Source organism: Pectobacterium brasiliense (assembly GCF_016950255.1).
In the GTDB taxonomy this organism is placed as follows: Bacteria; Pseudomonadota; Gammaproteobacteria; order Enterobacterales; family Enterobacteriaceae; genus Pectobacterium; species Pectobacterium brasiliense.
Genome location: NZ_JACGFN010000002.1, coordinates 926,444 through 942,230, shown reverse-complemented (window position 1 = coordinate 942,230; position 15,787 = coordinate 926,444). Strand labels below are relative to the sequence as shown.

Here is a 15,787-nt window from a genome sequence, read left to right as displayed (position 1 = left end):
CCCTCGCTTATAACGCGCCAAGTTCTGTCAGGGCGACCGACAGGCGCTCTTTCATCGCCACTTTATCGATCATGTTGTTCAGGGACACAATTTTCCCTCCTACTGCCTGCGCGACGAGCTGATCGGCAATATCCTTTGTTCCAACAAAAATGTCGCTGTCCGTGCCTTTCGCCGAACCTAAATCCACGTGATCCACGTCAGCAACCACGCCGAGTTCTTTCACGATGTTTTTAATGCTCATTTCCATCATCAGGCTGGTACCAAGACCGTTACCGCATACGACTGTAATTTTCATAATTTGTGTCCTCTGGTGGCGATTAATAACGAGAAATAACGGAAAGCACCTGTTCGACTTCCGTCGCGTTAATTAACGCGGCGACGTCATCAGGCGTGTCGAACAACTGAGCGAGCTGTGAAATAATATCGATATGGCTATTGCTGTCCGTGGCGGCCAGAACGATCAGTAAATGCACGGGATCGTTGCCTTCGGAATGGAAAACCACGCCGTCGCGAATCAGCGTCAGGCTGACGGCGAGTTGGTTCACACCGTCTTCCGGGCGGGCATGTGGCATAGCAATCCCCGGGCCGACGACATAGTAAGGCCCGATAGCCTCATGAGAGCGGTAGATCGCCTCAACATAGGTGGGTTCAATCGAACCGTTATCCAGTAAAGGCTTACAGGACAAGGCGATAGCGTGACGCCAGTCATCACAGGCAGGTAAAATCTGAACAACGTCTGGTGTTAGTAAAGTGTTAAGCATTAGAGTCACCTCTGTATCATTCTGAACGCAGGATAGTGTGCCGCCCTCGAAAATAATGTGACTAACATCTAAAAAGATAGCGCTAACTGATATGGCTATCATTAACTGTGACCTGCTTAGCACAAGCGGGGCCATTATTTGTTCCCCCGCGTCGTCACAGGCACACTAGGAACGGCCATGGTTCGGCGTGAATGCGTCGGGAAATCGGGGCGTTCGCCCTTCACGCTAGCCTGAAAGCAATGACGTAACAGGCTGTTATCGCGACCGCGCGATGAGAAAAATGACGAATGGAGAGGAAGTGAGCATGCGTAAGCGTCGTAGTACCGGTAAGGTTACGCTACAGGATGTCGCCGACTACGCGGGCGTAGGGACGATGACGGTATCGCGCGTGATGCGCAAACCCGATCTGGTCTCTGAAAAGTTACGCAGCAAAGTGGAACTGGCCGCCAGAGCATTAGGCTATGAACCCAATCAAGAGGCTAGCCAGCTCACCGAGAGTACAAGTCGCGTGACGCTACAGGACATTGCGAGCCATGCCGGTGTCGGCGCGATGACGGTGTCCCGCGCGTTGCGGGAGCCAGGTCTGGTTTCTGATGCCACACAGAAGAAAATCAATGACGCGATAAAAACGCTGGGCTATGTACCGAATCAGGCTGCAGGCGCGTTGGCATCGGCCTATCAGCCTGCTATCGCGGTGCTTTATCCTTTTCAGCAAGATCGCGCCAGCGTGCGTTTTGTGCAGGCGCTGCAACAGGCGGTGGGCAAACATAACGTTCCGTTAATCATGGGCTGCCATGAGTATCGCCAGCATACCGAAGCGGGAATGGTCGAAAAGCTCCTACAGCAGCGGCCTGCGGCGCTGGTGTTATTCAGCGCGCAACTCTCACAGCGAACCCAAGACCTCATAAAGGCCAGTAACGTCATTACGGTGAACGTTTCCGGTGCTGACGTGCTGAGTGCAAATATCAATATTGATATCGCCCTTGCCGAAGCGGCGGAACAGCTGACGATGTCGCTGCTGGAAAAGGGGTATCGCCATGTGGCTTATATCGGCGCGCATACGGATAACCGTTTGCAAAAACAGCAGCTGAATGGCTGGAATAAAGCCATGCTGGCGCACTATCACAATGCGGATTTGAAAATTACGATCCCGGAAGCGCCTAGCCTACAGTTTGGCCGCTATGCGATGACGGAACTGCTGCAAAACCAGCCGGAACTGGATGCGATTATCTGTAGCCATGAAGAAATTGCGCTGGGCGCACTCTTTGAATGCCAGCGCCGCCTGATGAAAGTCCCTTACGACCTGGCGATTGCCTGTCTGGATGGCTCTGAACAATGTGAGCACACGTTCCCGGCGCTGACCGCAATGTGGCTTGATTATGAAAAGCTGGGCGTAGAGGTCGGGCGTTTGGTACTCGCCATGATGGACAACGACGAGCACCCACCCGTAGTGGAAAAGGTGAAGTTCATCTTTGAGCCGCGTGCCAGTAGTTAATAAGGCACTATAACCACCGCAGAGTCATGCCTGCATATCGAAGACGCAGGCATGACTAAACGCGATATGGCTAGCTGCCACCATCAACGTGCTTATCATCGAAGAAATAGTCTTTCACGGATTCCGGTTTGTGTTTAATCGCCCCAACGCGATAAAGGAACTGACCAAGCTGCAAGGTATTGTGCGGCGTGATACTGAATGACACCTCCGGACTTTTTAAAATCCCCAGCAGCTGTTCGCGATCGATGCGTGATTTTGTCACACGAATAAATGCATCGGCGGCTGCTTCGGGATGCGCGCTGGCGAAATCTGCCGCTTCCGCGATGGCATTAACAAAGGCTCGGTAGGTTCGCGGATTGTCCTGACGGAATTTTTCGGTGGCATAGAGTACTACTGGTGAGTTTGGTCCACCGGTGACTTGATAGGAGTTCAGGATAATATGCGCCTTGGGGTTGCCTGCCAGCGCTTGCTCCTGAAAAGGGGAATTGGAAAAATGAGTCGTGATTTCCGTGCCGCCACTGATAATCGCAGCGGTGGCCTCTGGATGTGGAATGGCGACCTGAAGTTTATCCAGACGATTATAGGCTTTGTCACCCCACAACTCGGCGGAGGCCTGTTGCAGGAAACGTGACTGTACGGAAACGCCCACCGCAGGAATGGCGATGCGATCCTTGTCCGTCAGGTCTGCAATGCTTTTGACGTTGGGATTATTACTGATCAGGTAATACGGGAAGTTACCAGTTGCCAGCACCGCTCGCACATTCTGGCGGCCTTTAGTTCGATCCCACAGCGTGAACAGCGGCCCGGTACCTGCCCCTGCGACATCTACCGACCCTGAGAGCAGTGCATCGTTCACTGCGGCACCGCCGGAAAGTTGCAGGTACTCGACTTTGATATCCAGCCCTTCCTCCTTACCGTGTTTTTCAATCAACTTTTGATCTTGTGCGACATTCAGCAGCAGATAAACGATCCCAAATTGCTGCGCGATACGTAGCTGTCCTTCCGCTTGCGCCATAGCCGGCAGGCCGATTCCCGATAGCAAAACTGCGCTGGCTACCGTCAGGCTGAACCATTTACGGCGTAACGTGTTCCCAGAGTGAAAAGGGCGAGTTGTCTTGCTTTTATTATGCATAATGACCAGTCCATCAATGTGTTAGGGCTGTGTGCAGCCTGATGAAAGATAAGGATGAAAATATCGCCTTTCTGAGAGTAGGGAAGCGCACGGCGCTTGATAAAGAGTTTTTTGACATAAGCTAGACGGGGAATATAGGGCGCGGAAATTTTATTTTCTTTAATTAACTTGGTTTCTCCTGAGTATTCTCCGTTGGCGAAATGATCATGGCGCTAATGAGCGAGACTGCTTGTTTATCTTATTGTTTTTTTAATAAATAAAATGAAATTGGGGCGTTGGCTTTCAGGCAAGTTAATACGGCACTTTTTACTGATGTCGTCGAGGTCTGACAAAAATATGCCATTTTTCACACTTGCTTAGCGATAATTTATCTAGGCTGGGGATAAGCAGCAGGCATAGGTGCTTGCCGCTTATTCTATGTACCAATAAGGCTACAGCGATGCGCCACCGCACATCACCAACTGCTGCCCGGTAATGGCTGCGGCAGACGGGGAGAGCAAATAACCCACCAGATCGGCTACTTCCTGCGGCTGGATGAAGCGCCCAATCGGCGGCAGTTTTGGCGGAGAACTCTGGCGACCCGGCATCGTCAGCATCGGCGTTTCTGTTGCACCCGGCGCGACGATGTTTACCGTAATGCCGCGCGGAGCCAGTTCCGCTGCCCAGCTTCTTGCCATGCCGATCATCGCAGATTTGGTGGTGACGTACTGGCTACGCCCTGCTGAACCGCTCGACGTGCGGCTGCCCAGCAGCACGATGCGGCCACCCTGCGGCAGCTTATCGACCAGACAGTCGGCAAGCACCTGCGCCGCGTTGATATGCAATCGCCATAGCGTTTCACCGTCTTCCAGCGAAAGCTGACCGAGCGGGGCGGCTTTCATGATGCCAGCGGCATGGATGACGGCATCGACCTGCGTAATCTCGTCCAGAATAGCCGTTAGCGCGGGTGTATCCATGATATCCACTGCGCGGTGGGTAAAGTTTGGATGTGAATAGTCACCCGACTTACGGGACAGGCCGGTTACCCGCCAGCCTTCCGCCAGTAATTTTTGTGTGATGGCGGCACCGATCCCTGAGCTGCTACCGGTAATCAGGGCGTGTTTAGGGGCTGTCGCTGACATGACATGTGTCTCCTTAATCAAACTTAACGGCTTTGATGCAACCATTCTTAATTACAACAACGTGACGGGGATTTTAAACACGGCTTTTTTGACCGGGGCAGGGCTGTCGTTAATCGCACACAGCGCCTGATGAGCTTCACCCGGATAGAAGGTGACGAAGTCGCCCGCCCGCAGGTGGATCTGATGCGGCACCTGAGGATTATCCAGAATGTAGAGATCCGGCTTACGTTCGGTCGCGGGTTGGCCGTGCACATCATTCAGACCGTAACCGATAATTTCCTCGCCTTCCAGAATCAGTTGAATATCGAGGTAGTTGCTGTGAAATTCGGTATGTCGTGTGGCGCGCGGTGCGGTGTTCACGGTGCCGATGTTGTAGAACCAGTCGGCTCCTTCCGGCTGATAACGGCCTTCGGGCAGCACGTTCAGTTCAGCCAACGACATGCCCGGAGCGGACAGAATGGTCCACAGTGCATCGGGCAGCGTGGCGAGTTTGAGGGCGTTGAGGTTTCCTGCAATCATTATAGTGTCCTGAAGGTAGCGGGGGAGTGCCCCCGCTGATAAAGAGAAAAGCAGCGTGGTTTAGTTCGCTTTGACCCACTCCTCACTCACCACGACGTGCTTGATCGCCTGACGGAAATAGGTGAACGCCACGTGCAGTTTACCGTCCTGCGCTTGTTTAACGCTGGGGTAAGAGAACTCGCGGTTCAGCTTCTCCGTGGAGTTATTGGTCATGCAGTAACCGTCGCCCACTTCGATATTGCGCTGCCACGGCCAGCTTTTACCGCCGTCTTCCGAAATGGCGAGCGTCATCGGGGCGCGTGGAGCACCCCAGAAGGCGCTACGACCACCGGCTTGCACTTCCGGCATTTTGGCATTGCTGGCTTTGTCTTCTTCGTCCTCGATTTCATCGTACAGCGACAGACGGCGTTCGGTGGCATCGGCGGCGCTCATATGGTTGAACACCAGCGCCAGATGGCCATTCTCCAGCGTCGTCACCTGAATGGACGAGTTGTTGTTCGGCAACTCGGTCGGCACGGGATCCGACCAGGTTTTACCGCCATCCGTTGAACGGCTTTGGTAGATGAAATCCGCCCAGCGGCTGCGGTACAGCGCCAGCAGCGTGCCGTCCTTCAGCGGGGTGATGTTCATATGCACGCAGCCCGTGCTGTTTGGCACTGGGTATTCCTGCCAGGTTTTCCCCTGATCGCTGGAAATTTTTACGGCGCTGTCATCATCGTTGCCGACCCATTTCTCGCCCGGCTGAACGCGGCAGTAGAACACCGGCAGCAGCCAGTCGCCGTTTGCCAACACGGTGATGGGCTGGCGAATGAAGGTACCCGGCTGATCGAGCAGTGTGCCGATCTCGCCCCAGGTCGCACCGAAATCCGTAGACTGACGGTAGCGCACAATCGCGGTGTCCTGATTACCGGATTTCTGCGCGGTGTACAGCAGCCACAGCACGTTGTCCGGTGCGAGGAACAGAACCGGGTTCTGCTCGGAGCGCGTGGCGTCCTCGGACAGCTTAACGGCTTGACTCCAGCTATCGCTGCCTTTTACCAGACGGGACATGTAGATAGAGATATCCGCAATCCCTTCCTGTGTGCCGCCGAACCAGACGCACAACACATCGCCGTTCGGCAGATGGAGCAGGTTGGCCGCATGATTCTGCGGGCATTCCGATGGAATGTAGGCATCCAGACGCGCGGCATCGCCTTCTGCGTGATGAACTTTTCCGCTACGTTCCACGGTAATGATTTCGCTACTCATGACTCAGGCTCCTGATTTATTTTCAGTTTGAGAAATTTTGATTTTGGTCGCTTTGTTCGGAATCATGCGGTCGATCAGCATGACGATAGCAGGGGTAATCAACGCGACATACATGTTATCAATGCCGTACGGGTTGCCGAGAATATACCAAACAGAGGTGACCACGCAGGCGGAGATCAGGCTGGCGTTTGCACCACGTGCGCTGTTGAAAAACGGCAGGTAGAACGCAATCACCGCAACCACGGAAATCGACAGACGAATGGCACGCGTAAAGAACGACAGCTTCAGAATTTCAGGAACGAACAGAACGAAGACGAGCGGCGCGAAACCCACGACAAGCGACAGGATCCGGGTCATTTTCATTTCTTTTTCTGGCGTCGGTTTCCAGTAAGGAACGTAGAAGTCCTTAATCAACAGGGAAACGATAGCCAGTGCCACCATACTCACGCTGATGAAGATAGAGGCGACCAGTGACGTGGTGACCAGACCGGCGAGCCACGGATTCATGTCTTGCAGGAAGACTGGCATCGCGTACAGGCTGTTGATTTCAGGGTGAGCGAACTTCGCAGCAACACCGATGACCGCGATAGCCAGCGCAATCGGCATACAGAAGAAGAAGGCAACCCAGGTTGCACGTTTCGCGCTGGTGGCATCTTTCGTCGATGAAATGGCCTGAATCACGAACTGCGTACAGAAGATAGAACCGATAGTCCCGATCAGCCAGGCGAAGATGGTGCTGGCACCGAGTTTACCGTCCCACGTCCAGTAGTAATCCGGCATTTGTTCGATCATTGGCTTGAAGCCGCCGGTCATTTTCAACGCCACGAACAGGATGATCATGACGCCCGCGTATTTCACGGCGCTGTGGATCAGCGTGATGTAGGCTGTCCCTTTCAGGCCACCGAAGTAGTAGTAGAAGGTACTGACGACAGCGGTGATCAGCGCGGCGACAGGCAGGGAGACCTTCAACACCGTGGCGATGGCTGCCGCGCCGCTGACGTAGTTGCCCACGTTAACCAGCAACAGCGCATAGATCATGATGATCGAGATAATGTTTTTGGTGCTGGTACCGTATTTCTCGGCAATCGCGCCGGAGATGGTGATTTTCCCGGTGTTATAAATCTTCTTCACCAGAATCATACCAAACAGAGGGAAACCGATGGCGGCACCAATCACCGACCAGGATGCAGCAAAGCCGTTTTCAAAGGCGGACTGCGCCGTACCGATGGTGGATTTGGCACCGATGAACTCGGTCATCAGCAGGATACCGACGATAAACGCCGGTAGCGCGCGCGTGAACCTTCCATGAACTCGGTGTTCGATTTACTGCGGAGCTTGTAGGTTAACCATGAGGTGAATGCGATATAAAACACAATCATCCCAACGATTATGAGGGTGTCAGTAAGGTTAAAATGGTTCATATCTTCTCGGCCTCGCAATAATTGTAACAATACTTGCAGATATTCAGGCCAATCGAAAAGATTGGCCTGTAATAGATGGACGAATAGAAACTTGGCTTAATGAATTACGATATTTTTTGGCTAGGTAGTGGGTTTTTAGTGAGAGTAGTTTCTTCCGTCTGGATAGGCTCCACTTTCCCCATGAGGAATAAATAATTGATGATGCCTAATACTACCAATGCGGCAGAGAAAACTAGCGCGTAGGTAAATGAACCTGTTGCCGCGACAATGGCCCCGGTAATAATTGGGCCAACTGCGCCCCCCATATTAGACACGGTATTTTGCAGACCCGCGACAACGGACACCATATTCTTAGGCGCAACGTCTCCAGGCAGTGCCCATACTTGCGATGCGGCCACTGTGGTGCCGGATTTAGCAATACATAATAAAATTACGGTGAGAACAACTGAATCTGTAAAAGGCGCAAATCCAATACACAACGCCATTAATAATCCAATCGTCAGGAAAAGTTTTCGGGTTGCTGTTAACGAGAGAATCTTTTTGTGCGCAATTTTATCGGAAGCCCAACCGGCAAAGATTTCGATAATCATCCCTGACAGTAAGGGGAGGGCGGCGACAATCCCCATTTTAATGAAATCCATTCCTTTTTCCTGAACCAGATAGGTTGGTAACCAGGTAATAAAGAAATAGGACGTGTAATTGATAGTGAAAAACCCTAAGCACATTGCCCAGATATTACGATAGCGTAAAAGTTGATACCACTTCATGGGTAATTCGGTGCCGGATCCATGTTTTTGAACCTGACCGTCACGAATATAGTCTATTTCTTCTTTGTTGATTTTTTTATGATCTTCAGGGTTTTCAGCATAGATAAAATACCAGGCAATAACCCATAAGATACCAACGGATCCGATGATGGCGAAGGTCCAGCGCCAATCGACCATATAAATCATCCAGACAATCAGCGGCATAGCAACGGCTCCGCCAAATTTTGATGCGCTATCAAAAAGCCCGGAAATGGTGGCGCGTTCGCGGTCTGGGAACCATTTTGCCGCAATACCTGCATTGCTAGGGTAGGCGGCAGCTTCCCCAATACCCAACGCGATACGTAGACCAAGAAGGGATTTAAAACCTGTTGCTAGCCCCATTGCAGATGTTGCGATAGACCACCACGCCACAGCCAGACCCAAGCCTTTTTTCTGGCCAAAACGATCGGCAAACCATCCAGCAGGAATTTGTAACAACGAATAAGACCAGAAAAAGGCTGCCATAATAAAGCCCATCATTTCTGGAGTAAGATGTAATTCTTCAATTAAATGTGGTGCTGCTGCAGAAAGCACAGTTCTATCAATATAATTGATAGCGATGGCTAGCCACATTAATGCTGCGATCCACCAGCGTATTGAAGTTTTTTTTGCTAGGGTTTTATTCATGATTATTCATCATCCTGGCTGTAATATTTACTATCAAATGGTGTAGGGGTTACTGACGAAGGTTTATATGTTATTCATAATATTTAACGGGCGCTGGTTATTGATGATGCAGGTAATAATTTGCTCAACGCAATGTATACCAATTGCGCTGATGGCACCATCGGTATAGCCAGCGATATGCGACGTTGGAATGAAATTATCTACTGTAAATAAAGGATGTTCTTTAATCGGTTCTTGCTCGAATACATCCGCCGCAGCGCCTGCGATGTCGCCAGAAATTAATGCATCATAAAGTGCATTTTCATCTACCACACCGCCACGTGACACATTAATGAGATAGGCACTTTTTTTCATTTTTTTCAGTCGTGCCGCATCAAAAAGATAGTGTGTTTGTTCAGTCAGTGGAGTATGCAGCGTAATAAAATCACTTTCTCTGGTTAACGTATCAATATCTACAAATTCGATATTATTTTTTTTGGCAAAGTCTCTATCTTCATAGAAATCATAAGCCAGTACTCGCATGTTGAATCCACTCGCACGCAAGGCGACTTGTTTACCTATATTACCTAAGCCAACAATACCCAACGTTTTACCGTAGGCATCGGTAGCAAAAATGCGTGGCCAATTTCCGGCTCGGGTTTGTTTCTCTGCCTGAGAAATCTGTCGCGCACAATTTAATAATAGAGAAAATGCGAAATCTGCAACGGCGTGCTTATTGGCATTAGGAACATTGGTGACAAATATATTACGATTTTTAGTTGCATCGAGGTCGATGTTATCCACACCGACACCGTGCTTACAGACAATTTTCAGTTGTGGTGCATGTTTCAGTAGCGCTTCGTTGACGTTGGTGAATGCCACAATCATGGCCACTGCGTCCTCCAGATGAGGGAGCAAGTCTTCCAGCGTCGCATCGGCGGGTAACGCAATGAATTCAAAACCCTGTTTCTCTAAGTCCGTAATAGGAGACGGATCATATTTGGCAAAAGAAGGTGATGTTGAAATAACTTTCATGGCTCTTTTCCTGTTTATATTGGTTGCACGGTACAGGCATATCAACGCCTGTACCGTACGTGTCTTAGTTAGCCAACTGCCCAATAATGCGGCGGATGTTGTCTTCATCCTGTGTGGAGAATTGAATTGGGTAACGGCTAACGCCAACATCGTGCCCCATTAAGGTCAGCGCTTTTTTCACCACCGCAGGCGAGAATGCGATGGCATACAGCGTCTTACGCAACTCGGCAACCTGTTCTTGTGCCTGATGTGAACCCGCAATGTCACCGGCATGGAAGCGATGCCAAATCTGGCTGATCGGTTCCGGTGCCACGTTAGCCAGCCCGGAAATACAGGCGGAGCAGCCGTCAACAAAGCCCTGGTGAATGAGCGAGTCTGGGCCATTCAATACGTTAAAGCCCTGTACACCTTTCACCGCTTGCACATAACCGCTCAGGCTTTCATAGCTGCCTGCGCTGTCTTTAATGCCGATGATGTTCGGGTGATCCGCCAGTTTGCGAACCGTTTCCGGCGCCAGCGTATTCCCCGTGCGTGCAGGAATGTTGTAGAGAAACACCGGCACAGTCAGCGCATCGGCGACGGCGGTGTAGTGGGCGATCAGTTCTTCCTGTTTGAGTGGGATGAAATACGGGGTGATGACCGAAACGGCATCAACACCCAGCGCGGCGATGCGCTTGCCGAGTTTGATGGTTTCCCGCGTGGAGATTTCACCGATGTGGCCGACAACCGGCACTTTTCCGGCAACTTCATCAACGCAGGTTTCAGTAACGGCGACTTTTTCATCGGTGTGCAGTACGAAAAACTCACCGTTGGTGCCATTACAAAAGATACCGTTGCCGTAGCGCATCTGGCGTTGCACCTGAAGGCGCATGGCAGCGGGGTTAAATTCGCCCTGGTTATCAAACGGCGTGACGATGGCGGTCAGGACGCCGGTAATATTTTTACTCATCATTTTTTCCTCATGATCATGATATCTAAGGTGAAAATAAACTTAAAATAGGGTCAGGTAAACCTCACGCACATCGTCGGCGCTGACCTGTGTCGGCACGTTTTTCATCAGGCGCTGTACCTGTAACGCGGCATCAACCAGATACGGCAGGTGATCTTTTTCCACGCCGAGCTGCTGTAAGGTGTTAGGCAGGTTGAGACGTTTAACCAACTCGCTGAAATAGGTCACCAGCGCCTGCGCTTTTTCCGCAGTACTGAGCGTTAGATCGGCATCCGGCAGTAGGTCATACGCCTGTGCGAATTTCTCCTGTGCAGCGTCTTGCACGAAACGCATGCAAGGGGTGAGCAGGATGGCGTTCGCTACGCCGTGTGGGATGTGGTACTTGCCGCCCAGCGGGTAAGACATGGCATGAACCAGATGCGTACCGGAGTGGGCAATCGCGGCACCGCCGTAATAGGACGCCCATAGCATGTTCAGCTTGGCTTCCATATTGCTCGGCTCGCGCACGGAGGTTTCGAGGTTGGCAAACAGCTTTTTCAGGCCAATCAGCGCGTAGTTGTCGCTGACCGGGTTGGCAATCGTTGAGGTGAAACACTCAATCAGGTGGCAGAGCGCATCGATACCGGTTGAAGCGGCGATATGTGACGGCATGCTGATGGTCAGCTCTGGCACCAGCGCAACGTAGTCCGGCAGCATCACTGGCGTAATAATGCCGACTTTGGTCTCTTTCTCTGGGATCGCCAGAATGGCATTCGGCGTAGCTTCTGAGCCGGTTCCTGCGGTGGTCGGGATAAGCAGGGATGTCGTGCGGCGCGTCGGTTTCTCTCCGGCTAGCAAGCTATCCAGCGTGACTGTTTCATCGCCCGCGCACAGCACAGAAAGCAGTTTGGCGACGTCCAGTACGCTGCCGCCGCCTACACCGATGACCAGATCGGTCTGGATTTGATTGAGTTGGCTCAGTATCTGTGCCACGTCGTGCTGGCTTGGTTCGGCAGGAACATGATCAACCAACAGAACTTGCGGAACGGCGTGCTTAACTTGTGCGATCAGCGCCTGAACGTCAGGCAGCCCGACGATGTTTTTGTCGGTGACAAATAAAACGTGCTGTTTCCCTGCCAACAGGTGACTAATGTCCTGAAGTACCCGGTAACCGCTGAGGATAGTACTATTGATATTCATGCTTATTACCTTGCCTTTTCTCTTCTTCGCCAGAGCGTTATCGCGATGATAATGGTTGCGATAGTGATTACTTTCAGTCAAATGGAATGGTTTTAGTCACTACTAAACGCCATTTGCCACATCGTGGTGATAATTTATAGGTGAAATTCCTTTTAAATAATTTGATATTGCTCACATATAATCAAACGTGATTCAATATAATCATTATCAGGTAATCATGAACCGGGGATGAGGTATGCCAAACGTGCAGCAATCAGCAGAACAGGTATTAGTGGTCGCTGATGACTTTACGGGTGCCAATGATGCGGGCGTCGGTCTGGCGCAGCATGGCGCGCGGGTTAGCGTCGTCTTTGACGTTAATAAACTGCACGCGGATTTACTGGGCGATGCGGTGGTGATCAACACCGATAGCCGTGCGGTGCGTGACGACGTGGCATCTCAACGTACTGCAGAAGCGGTTGCAGCCTGGCAGGCCGCGGGTGGACAAGGCTGGATTATCAAGAAGATTGACTCGACGCTGCGCGGGAATTTGGGGGCGGAAATCGCCGCCGCGCTCTCTGCGGCAGACGTACCCGTCGCGCTGATTGCCGCGGCGTCGCCGACGCTGGGGCGTGTGACCCGCCAAGGTGAAGTCTGGGTGAATGGCCGTCTGCTTACCGACACGGAATTTGCCAGCGATCCCAAAACGCCGGTGACCTCCGCTTCTGTCGCTGCCCGTCTGGCAGAACAAACCGCGTTATCCGTGGCGGAGATACACCTTGATGACGTCCGTCAGGCTAATTTAGCCCACCGTTTGCAGCAGCTGGCGGACGAGGGCGTACGTCTGATTATTCTTGATACGGACGTGCAGGACGATCTGACACATATCGTTGATGCCGCCAGAACGCTGCCGTTTCGCCCCTTGCTGGTCGGCTCGGCAGGCCTGAGCGAAGCGCTGGCGAATACGCAGAATTTTACGCGTAAAACCGAAAAGCCGCTGCTGGCTGTCGTTGGGTCGATGAGCGACATCGCTCAAAAACAGATTGCGGCCGTCAGGCTGCACAGCGATGTCACGCTGGTTGATATTGATATCAACGCGCTCTTTTCAGCCGAGTCATCCACCGTCATGGCATCCCAGTGTGAGGACGCGGTGAAGGCGCTGATGAGCGGTAATCACTGCATTATTCGTACCTGTCATAACGAAAATCAGCGCTTCGAGATCGACGCGCGGTGCCAGCAGCTTGGGCTTAGCCGACAGCAGCTTGGCGAAACGATCAGCCACTCTCTGGGGGAACTTACGCGCAATATTGTTCAGGCGCTAGACAGCCTGACGGCGGGCAGCGCTAACCAGCGTCTGCCGGGCGGACTGTATTTATCCGGTGGTGACATTGCGATTGCCGTGGCAACCGCACTGGGCGCGACCGGCTTTCAGATTAAGGGGCAAATCGCATCCTGTGTGCCCTGGGGATACCTGCTGAACAGCGTTGTCGGCACGACCCCTGTGATGACTAAAGCGGGGGGTTTTGGCAACGAAACTACTTTGCTCGACGTTTTACGTTTTATTGAGGAGAAGGTCAGTGAGTAAAATTATTGCAGTAACGATGGGTGATCCGGCAGGGATTGGACCGGAAATTATTATCAAGTCTCTGGCCGAAGGCGAGCTTTCCGGCGCATCTGCTGTGGTGGTGGGCTGTGTACAGACGATGCGACGTATTCTGGCGCTGAATATCGTGCCAGCCGTAGAGCTGAAAATCATTGATAAACCGGCTGACGCGGTCTTCGCGCCGGGCGTCATCAACATGATTGATGAGCCGCTGGAAGATCCTCAGGCTCTGAAGCCTGGCGTTGTTCAGTCGCAGGCGGGCGATTTGGCTTACCGCTGCATCAAGAAAGCGACTGAACTGGCGATGGCGGGTGAAGTCCATGCGATTGCTACCGCGCCGCTGAATAAAGAAGCGCTGCACTCGGCGGGCCACCTCTATCCGGGCCACACCGAGCTGCTGGCGAAGCTGACCAACAGCCGCGACTATGCGATGGTGCTGTATACCGATAAGTTGAAGGTTATCCATGTTTCAACGCACATTGCGCTGCGTAAATTCCTGGATACGCTGAACCGCGATCGCGTGGAAACGGTAATCAACATGGCGGATGTTTTCCTCAAACGCGTCGGTTTTACCCACCCGCGTATCGCCGTGGCCGGGGTTAACCCGCATGCGGGCGAGAATGGCCTGTTTGGTGACGAAGAGATCAAAATTGTGTCGCCATCGGTGGAAGCCATGAAGGCCAAAGGCATTGATGTGTATGGCCCATGCCCGCCGGATACCGTCTATTTGCAGGCGTATGAAGGCCAGTACGACATGGTGGTGGCGATGTATCACGATCAGGGGCATATTCCGCTGAAGCTGCTGGGCTTCTATGATGGGGTGAACATCACTGCCGGATTGCCGTTCATCCGTACGTCTGCTGACCACGGTACGGCGTTTGATATTGCCTGGACCGGTAAAGCGAAGTCAGAAAGTATGGCGATCTCTATTCAGCTCGCGATGCAACTGGCCTGATTTACGGTAACTTATCACCGTTGATGACACAGGTTTTGTAAGCGAATAAAACGCGATACAGCACGCATTGCAGGATATCTTCCTTCCCGCGTTCGGTAAGGTTTCTGGTATCCTGCAATCAAGAACCAACAACGCAAAATAACTCGATAACAGCAAGATGGGTATCGCCGTGGATCCTACATTAACTGATGCTTTCCGCATGAGCGGGGATAAAGTAAAAGGGCAGAGCCGTCTTGATCAGATTATGGATTACCTGAAAAGCCATAATCTGGTGACGGTAGATGAACTGGTGTCCGTGATCGACGCTTCCCCAGCGACGATCCGTCGTGATTTAATCAAACTGGATGAGCAGGGCGTGATTAGCCGCAGTCATGGCGGCGTGACGCTCAATCGTTTTATTCCTTCCCAGCCGACCACGAATGAGAAATTACATCGTAGCCTTCAAGAGAAGCAGGCGATAGCACGCTATGCCGCGACGCTGGTTAAACCGGGCAGCGCGGTGGTGTTGGATGCGGGAACGACCATGCTGGAGCTGGCGCGCCACCTGACGCATCTTCCGCTGCGTGTGATTACCGCCGATCTGCAAATTGCGCTGTTCCTGTCTGAATTCAAGCAGATCGAAGTGACGATTATCGGTGGGCGTATTGATGACAGCAGCCAGTCCTGCATCGGCGAACACGGCCGCCGTCTGTTACGCAGCATTTACCCCGATATTGCGTTTATCAGCTGCAACTCGTGGAGTCTGGATAAAGGCATCACCACGCCGACGGAAGAGAAAGCCGGTGTAAAACAAGATCTTGGCGCGAATGCTAGTCGTCGAATACTGCTGGCCGACAGCAGCAAATACGGCGCGTACTCACTGTTCTGCGTCACGCCTCTGTCGGAGCTGACCGATATCATCACCGACAGCGCGTTAGCACCCGAGGCGCAAACAGAGCTGAAAGGCAAAGCGTTCAATCTGACGCTGGTGTAAGCCGG

The 15,787-nt window shown here is 52.2% G+C and carries 14 protein-coding genes and 1 pseudogene; 4 read left to right on the top strand and 11 right to left on the bottom strand.

Annotated elements, in window-relative coordinates; genetic code table 11:
- Positions 1–7: 7 nt before the first annotated feature.
- Together H4F65_RS18800 and H4F65_RS18795 are read right to left on the bottom strand one after the other, a co-directional pair.
- Positions 8–295, bottom strand: coding sequence for a PTS sugar transporter subunit IIB (locus tag H4F65_RS18800; RefSeq protein WP_010286822.1), 288 nt, complete (start codon positions 293–295; stop codon positions 8–10).
- 22 nt (positions 296–317) lie between these two features.
- On the bottom strand, positions 318–761 hold the full coding sequence (locus tag H4F65_RS18795; protein WP_010286817.1) for a PTS sugar transporter subunit IIA: 444 nt from the start codon (positions 759–761) through the stop codon (positions 318–320).
- Between the two features lie 304 nt (positions 762–1,065).
- Here H4F65_RS18795 and H4F65_RS18790 point away from each other — a divergent pair, with 304 nt between their 5' ends.
- Positions 1,066–2,256, top strand: a complete 1,191-nt coding sequence (locus H4F65_RS18790; RefSeq protein ID WP_010286815.1) for a LacI family DNA-binding transcriptional regulator — start codon at positions 1,066–1,068, stop codon at positions 2,254–2,256.
- Positions 2,257–2,326: 70 nt separating this feature from the next.
- Here H4F65_RS18790 and H4F65_RS18785 read toward each other — a convergent pair whose 3' ends face one another.
- The 9 genes and pseudogenes from H4F65_RS18785 to H4F65_RS18745 form a co-directional block, all read right to left on the bottom strand.
- Positions 2,327–3,388, bottom strand: a complete 1,062-nt coding sequence (locus H4F65_RS18785; RefSeq protein ID WP_010286813.1) for an ABC transporter substrate-binding protein — start codon at positions 3,386–3,388, stop codon at positions 2,327–2,329.
- A 431-nt stretch (positions 3,389–3,819) separates the two neighbouring features.
- Positions 3,820–4,509, bottom strand: coding sequence for an SDR family NAD(P)-dependent oxidoreductase (locus tag H4F65_RS18780; protein WP_010286942.1), 690 nt, complete (start codon positions 4,507–4,509; stop codon positions 3,820–3,822).
- A 51-nt stretch (positions 4,510–4,560) separates the two neighbouring features.
- The gene (locus H4F65_RS18775; RefSeq protein WP_010286940.1) at positions 4,561–5,028 is read right to left on the bottom strand and encodes a NanQ anomerase/TabA/YiaL family protein; all 468 of its coding nucleotides are present in this window, start codon (positions 5,026–5,028) and stop codon (positions 4,561–4,563) included.
- A gap of 60 nt (positions 5,029–5,088) precedes the next feature.
- Entirely contained in the window at positions 5,089–6,276 is a 1,188-nt protein-coding gene (locus tag H4F65_RS18770) for a sialidase family protein (protein WP_010286938.1), read from the bottom strand.
- A 3-nt stretch (positions 6,277–6,279) separates the two neighbouring features.
- Positions 6,280–7,697 (bottom strand): annotated as a pseudogene (locus tag H4F65_RS18765) (sodium:solute symporter family protein).
- Between the two features lie 104 nt (positions 7,698–7,801).
- The gene (locus tag H4F65_RS18760; RefSeq protein ID WP_039319057.1) at positions 7,802–9,130 is read right to left on the bottom strand and encodes an MFS transporter; all 1,329 of its coding nucleotides are present in this window, start codon (positions 9,128–9,130) and stop codon (positions 7,802–7,804) included.
- 63 nt (positions 9,131–9,193) lie between these two features.
- Positions 9,194–10,144, bottom strand: coding sequence for a phosphoglycerate dehydrogenase (locus H4F65_RS18755; RefSeq protein WP_010286935.1), 951 nt, complete (start codon positions 10,142–10,144; stop codon positions 9,194–9,196).
- Between the two features lie 64 nt (positions 10,145–10,208).
- Complete coding sequence (locus H4F65_RS18750) at positions 10,209–11,093, bottom strand: dihydrodipicolinate synthase family protein (RefSeq protein WP_010286934.1); 885 nt, start codon at positions 11,091–11,093, stop codon at positions 10,209–10,211.
- 42 nt (positions 11,094–11,135) lie between these two features.
- The gene (locus H4F65_RS18745; RefSeq protein WP_039319054.1) at positions 11,136–12,272 is read right to left on the bottom strand and encodes an iron-containing alcohol dehydrogenase; all 1,137 of its coding nucleotides are present in this window, start codon (positions 12,270–12,272) and stop codon (positions 11,136–11,138) included.
- A gap of 235 nt (positions 12,273–12,507) precedes the next feature.
- On the opposite strand from H4F65_RS18745, the gene dtnK reads away from it, so the two are divergent.
- The 3 genes from dtnK (at position 12,508) to H4F65_RS18730 (ending at position 15,782) form a co-directional block, all read left to right on the top strand.
- Entirely contained in the window at positions 12,508–13,836 is a 1,329-nt protein-coding gene (gene dtnK, locus H4F65_RS18740; protein WP_010286583.1) for a D-threonate kinase, read from the top strand.
- On the top strand, positions 13,829–14,809 hold the full coding sequence (locus H4F65_RS18735; protein WP_010286581.1) for a D-threonate 4-phosphate dehydrogenase: 981 nt from the start codon (positions 13,829–13,831) through the stop codon (positions 14,807–14,809). The genes dtnK and H4F65_RS18735 overlap by 8 nt, the downstream gene beginning before the upstream one ends.
- Positions 14,810–14,966: 157 nt before the next feature.
- Positions 14,967–15,782: a DeoR/GlpR family DNA-binding transcription regulator gene (locus H4F65_RS18730; protein WP_010286580.1), complete on the top strand. Its 816-nt coding sequence runs from the start codon at positions 14,967–14,969 to the stop codon at positions 15,780–15,782.
- The last annotated feature ends 5 nt before the right edge of the window (positions 15,783–15,787 follow it).

Coding starts and splice junctions, on each gene's coding strand:
- H4F65_RS18800 (WP_010286822.1), bottom strand. CDS start 295: ATGAAAATTACAGTCGTATGCGGTAACGGTCTTGGTACCAGCCTGATG.
- H4F65_RS18750 (WP_010286934.1), bottom strand. CDS start 11,093: ATGAGTAAAAATATTACCGGCGTCCTGACCGCCATCGTCACGCCGTTT.
- H4F65_RS18775 (WP_010286940.1), bottom strand. CDS start 5,028: ATGATTGCAGGAAACCTCAACGCCCTCAAACTCGCCACGCTGCCCGAT.
- H4F65_RS18755 (WP_010286935.1), bottom strand. CDS start 10,144: ATGAAAGTTATTTCAACATCACCTTCTTTTGCCAAATATGATCCGTCT.
- H4F65_RS18770 (WP_010286938.1), bottom strand. CDS start 6,276: ATGAGTAGCGAAATCATTACCGTGGAACGTAGCGGAAAAGTTCATCAC.
- H4F65_RS18730 (WP_010286580.1), top strand. CDS start 14,967: ATGGGTATCGCCGTGGATCCTACATTAACTGATGCTTTCCGCATGAGC.
- H4F65_RS18760 (WP_039319057.1), bottom strand. CDS start 9,130: ATGAATAAAACCCTAGCAAAAAAAACTTCAATACGCTGGTGGATCGCA.
- H4F65_RS18790 (WP_010286815.1), top strand. CDS start 1,066: ATGCGTAAGCGTCGTAGTACCGGTAAGGTTACGCTACAGGATGTCGCC.
- H4F65_RS18785 (WP_010286813.1), bottom strand. CDS start 3,388: ATGCATAATAAAAGCAAGACAACTCGCCCTTTTCACTCTGGGAACACG.
- H4F65_RS18795 (WP_010286817.1), bottom strand. CDS start 761: ATGCTTAACACTTTACTAACACCAGACGTTGTTCAGATTTTACCTGCC.
- H4F65_RS18780 (WP_010286942.1), bottom strand. CDS start 4,509: ATGTCAGCGACAGCCCCTAAACACGCCCTGATTACCGGTAGCAGCTCA.
- dtnK (WP_010286583.1), top strand. CDS start 12,508: ATGCCAAACGTGCAGCAATCAGCAGAACAGGTATTAGTGGTCGCTGAT.
- H4F65_RS18745 (WP_039319054.1), bottom strand. CDS start 12,272: ATGAATATCAATAGTACTATCCTCAGCGGTTACCGGGTACTTCAGGAC.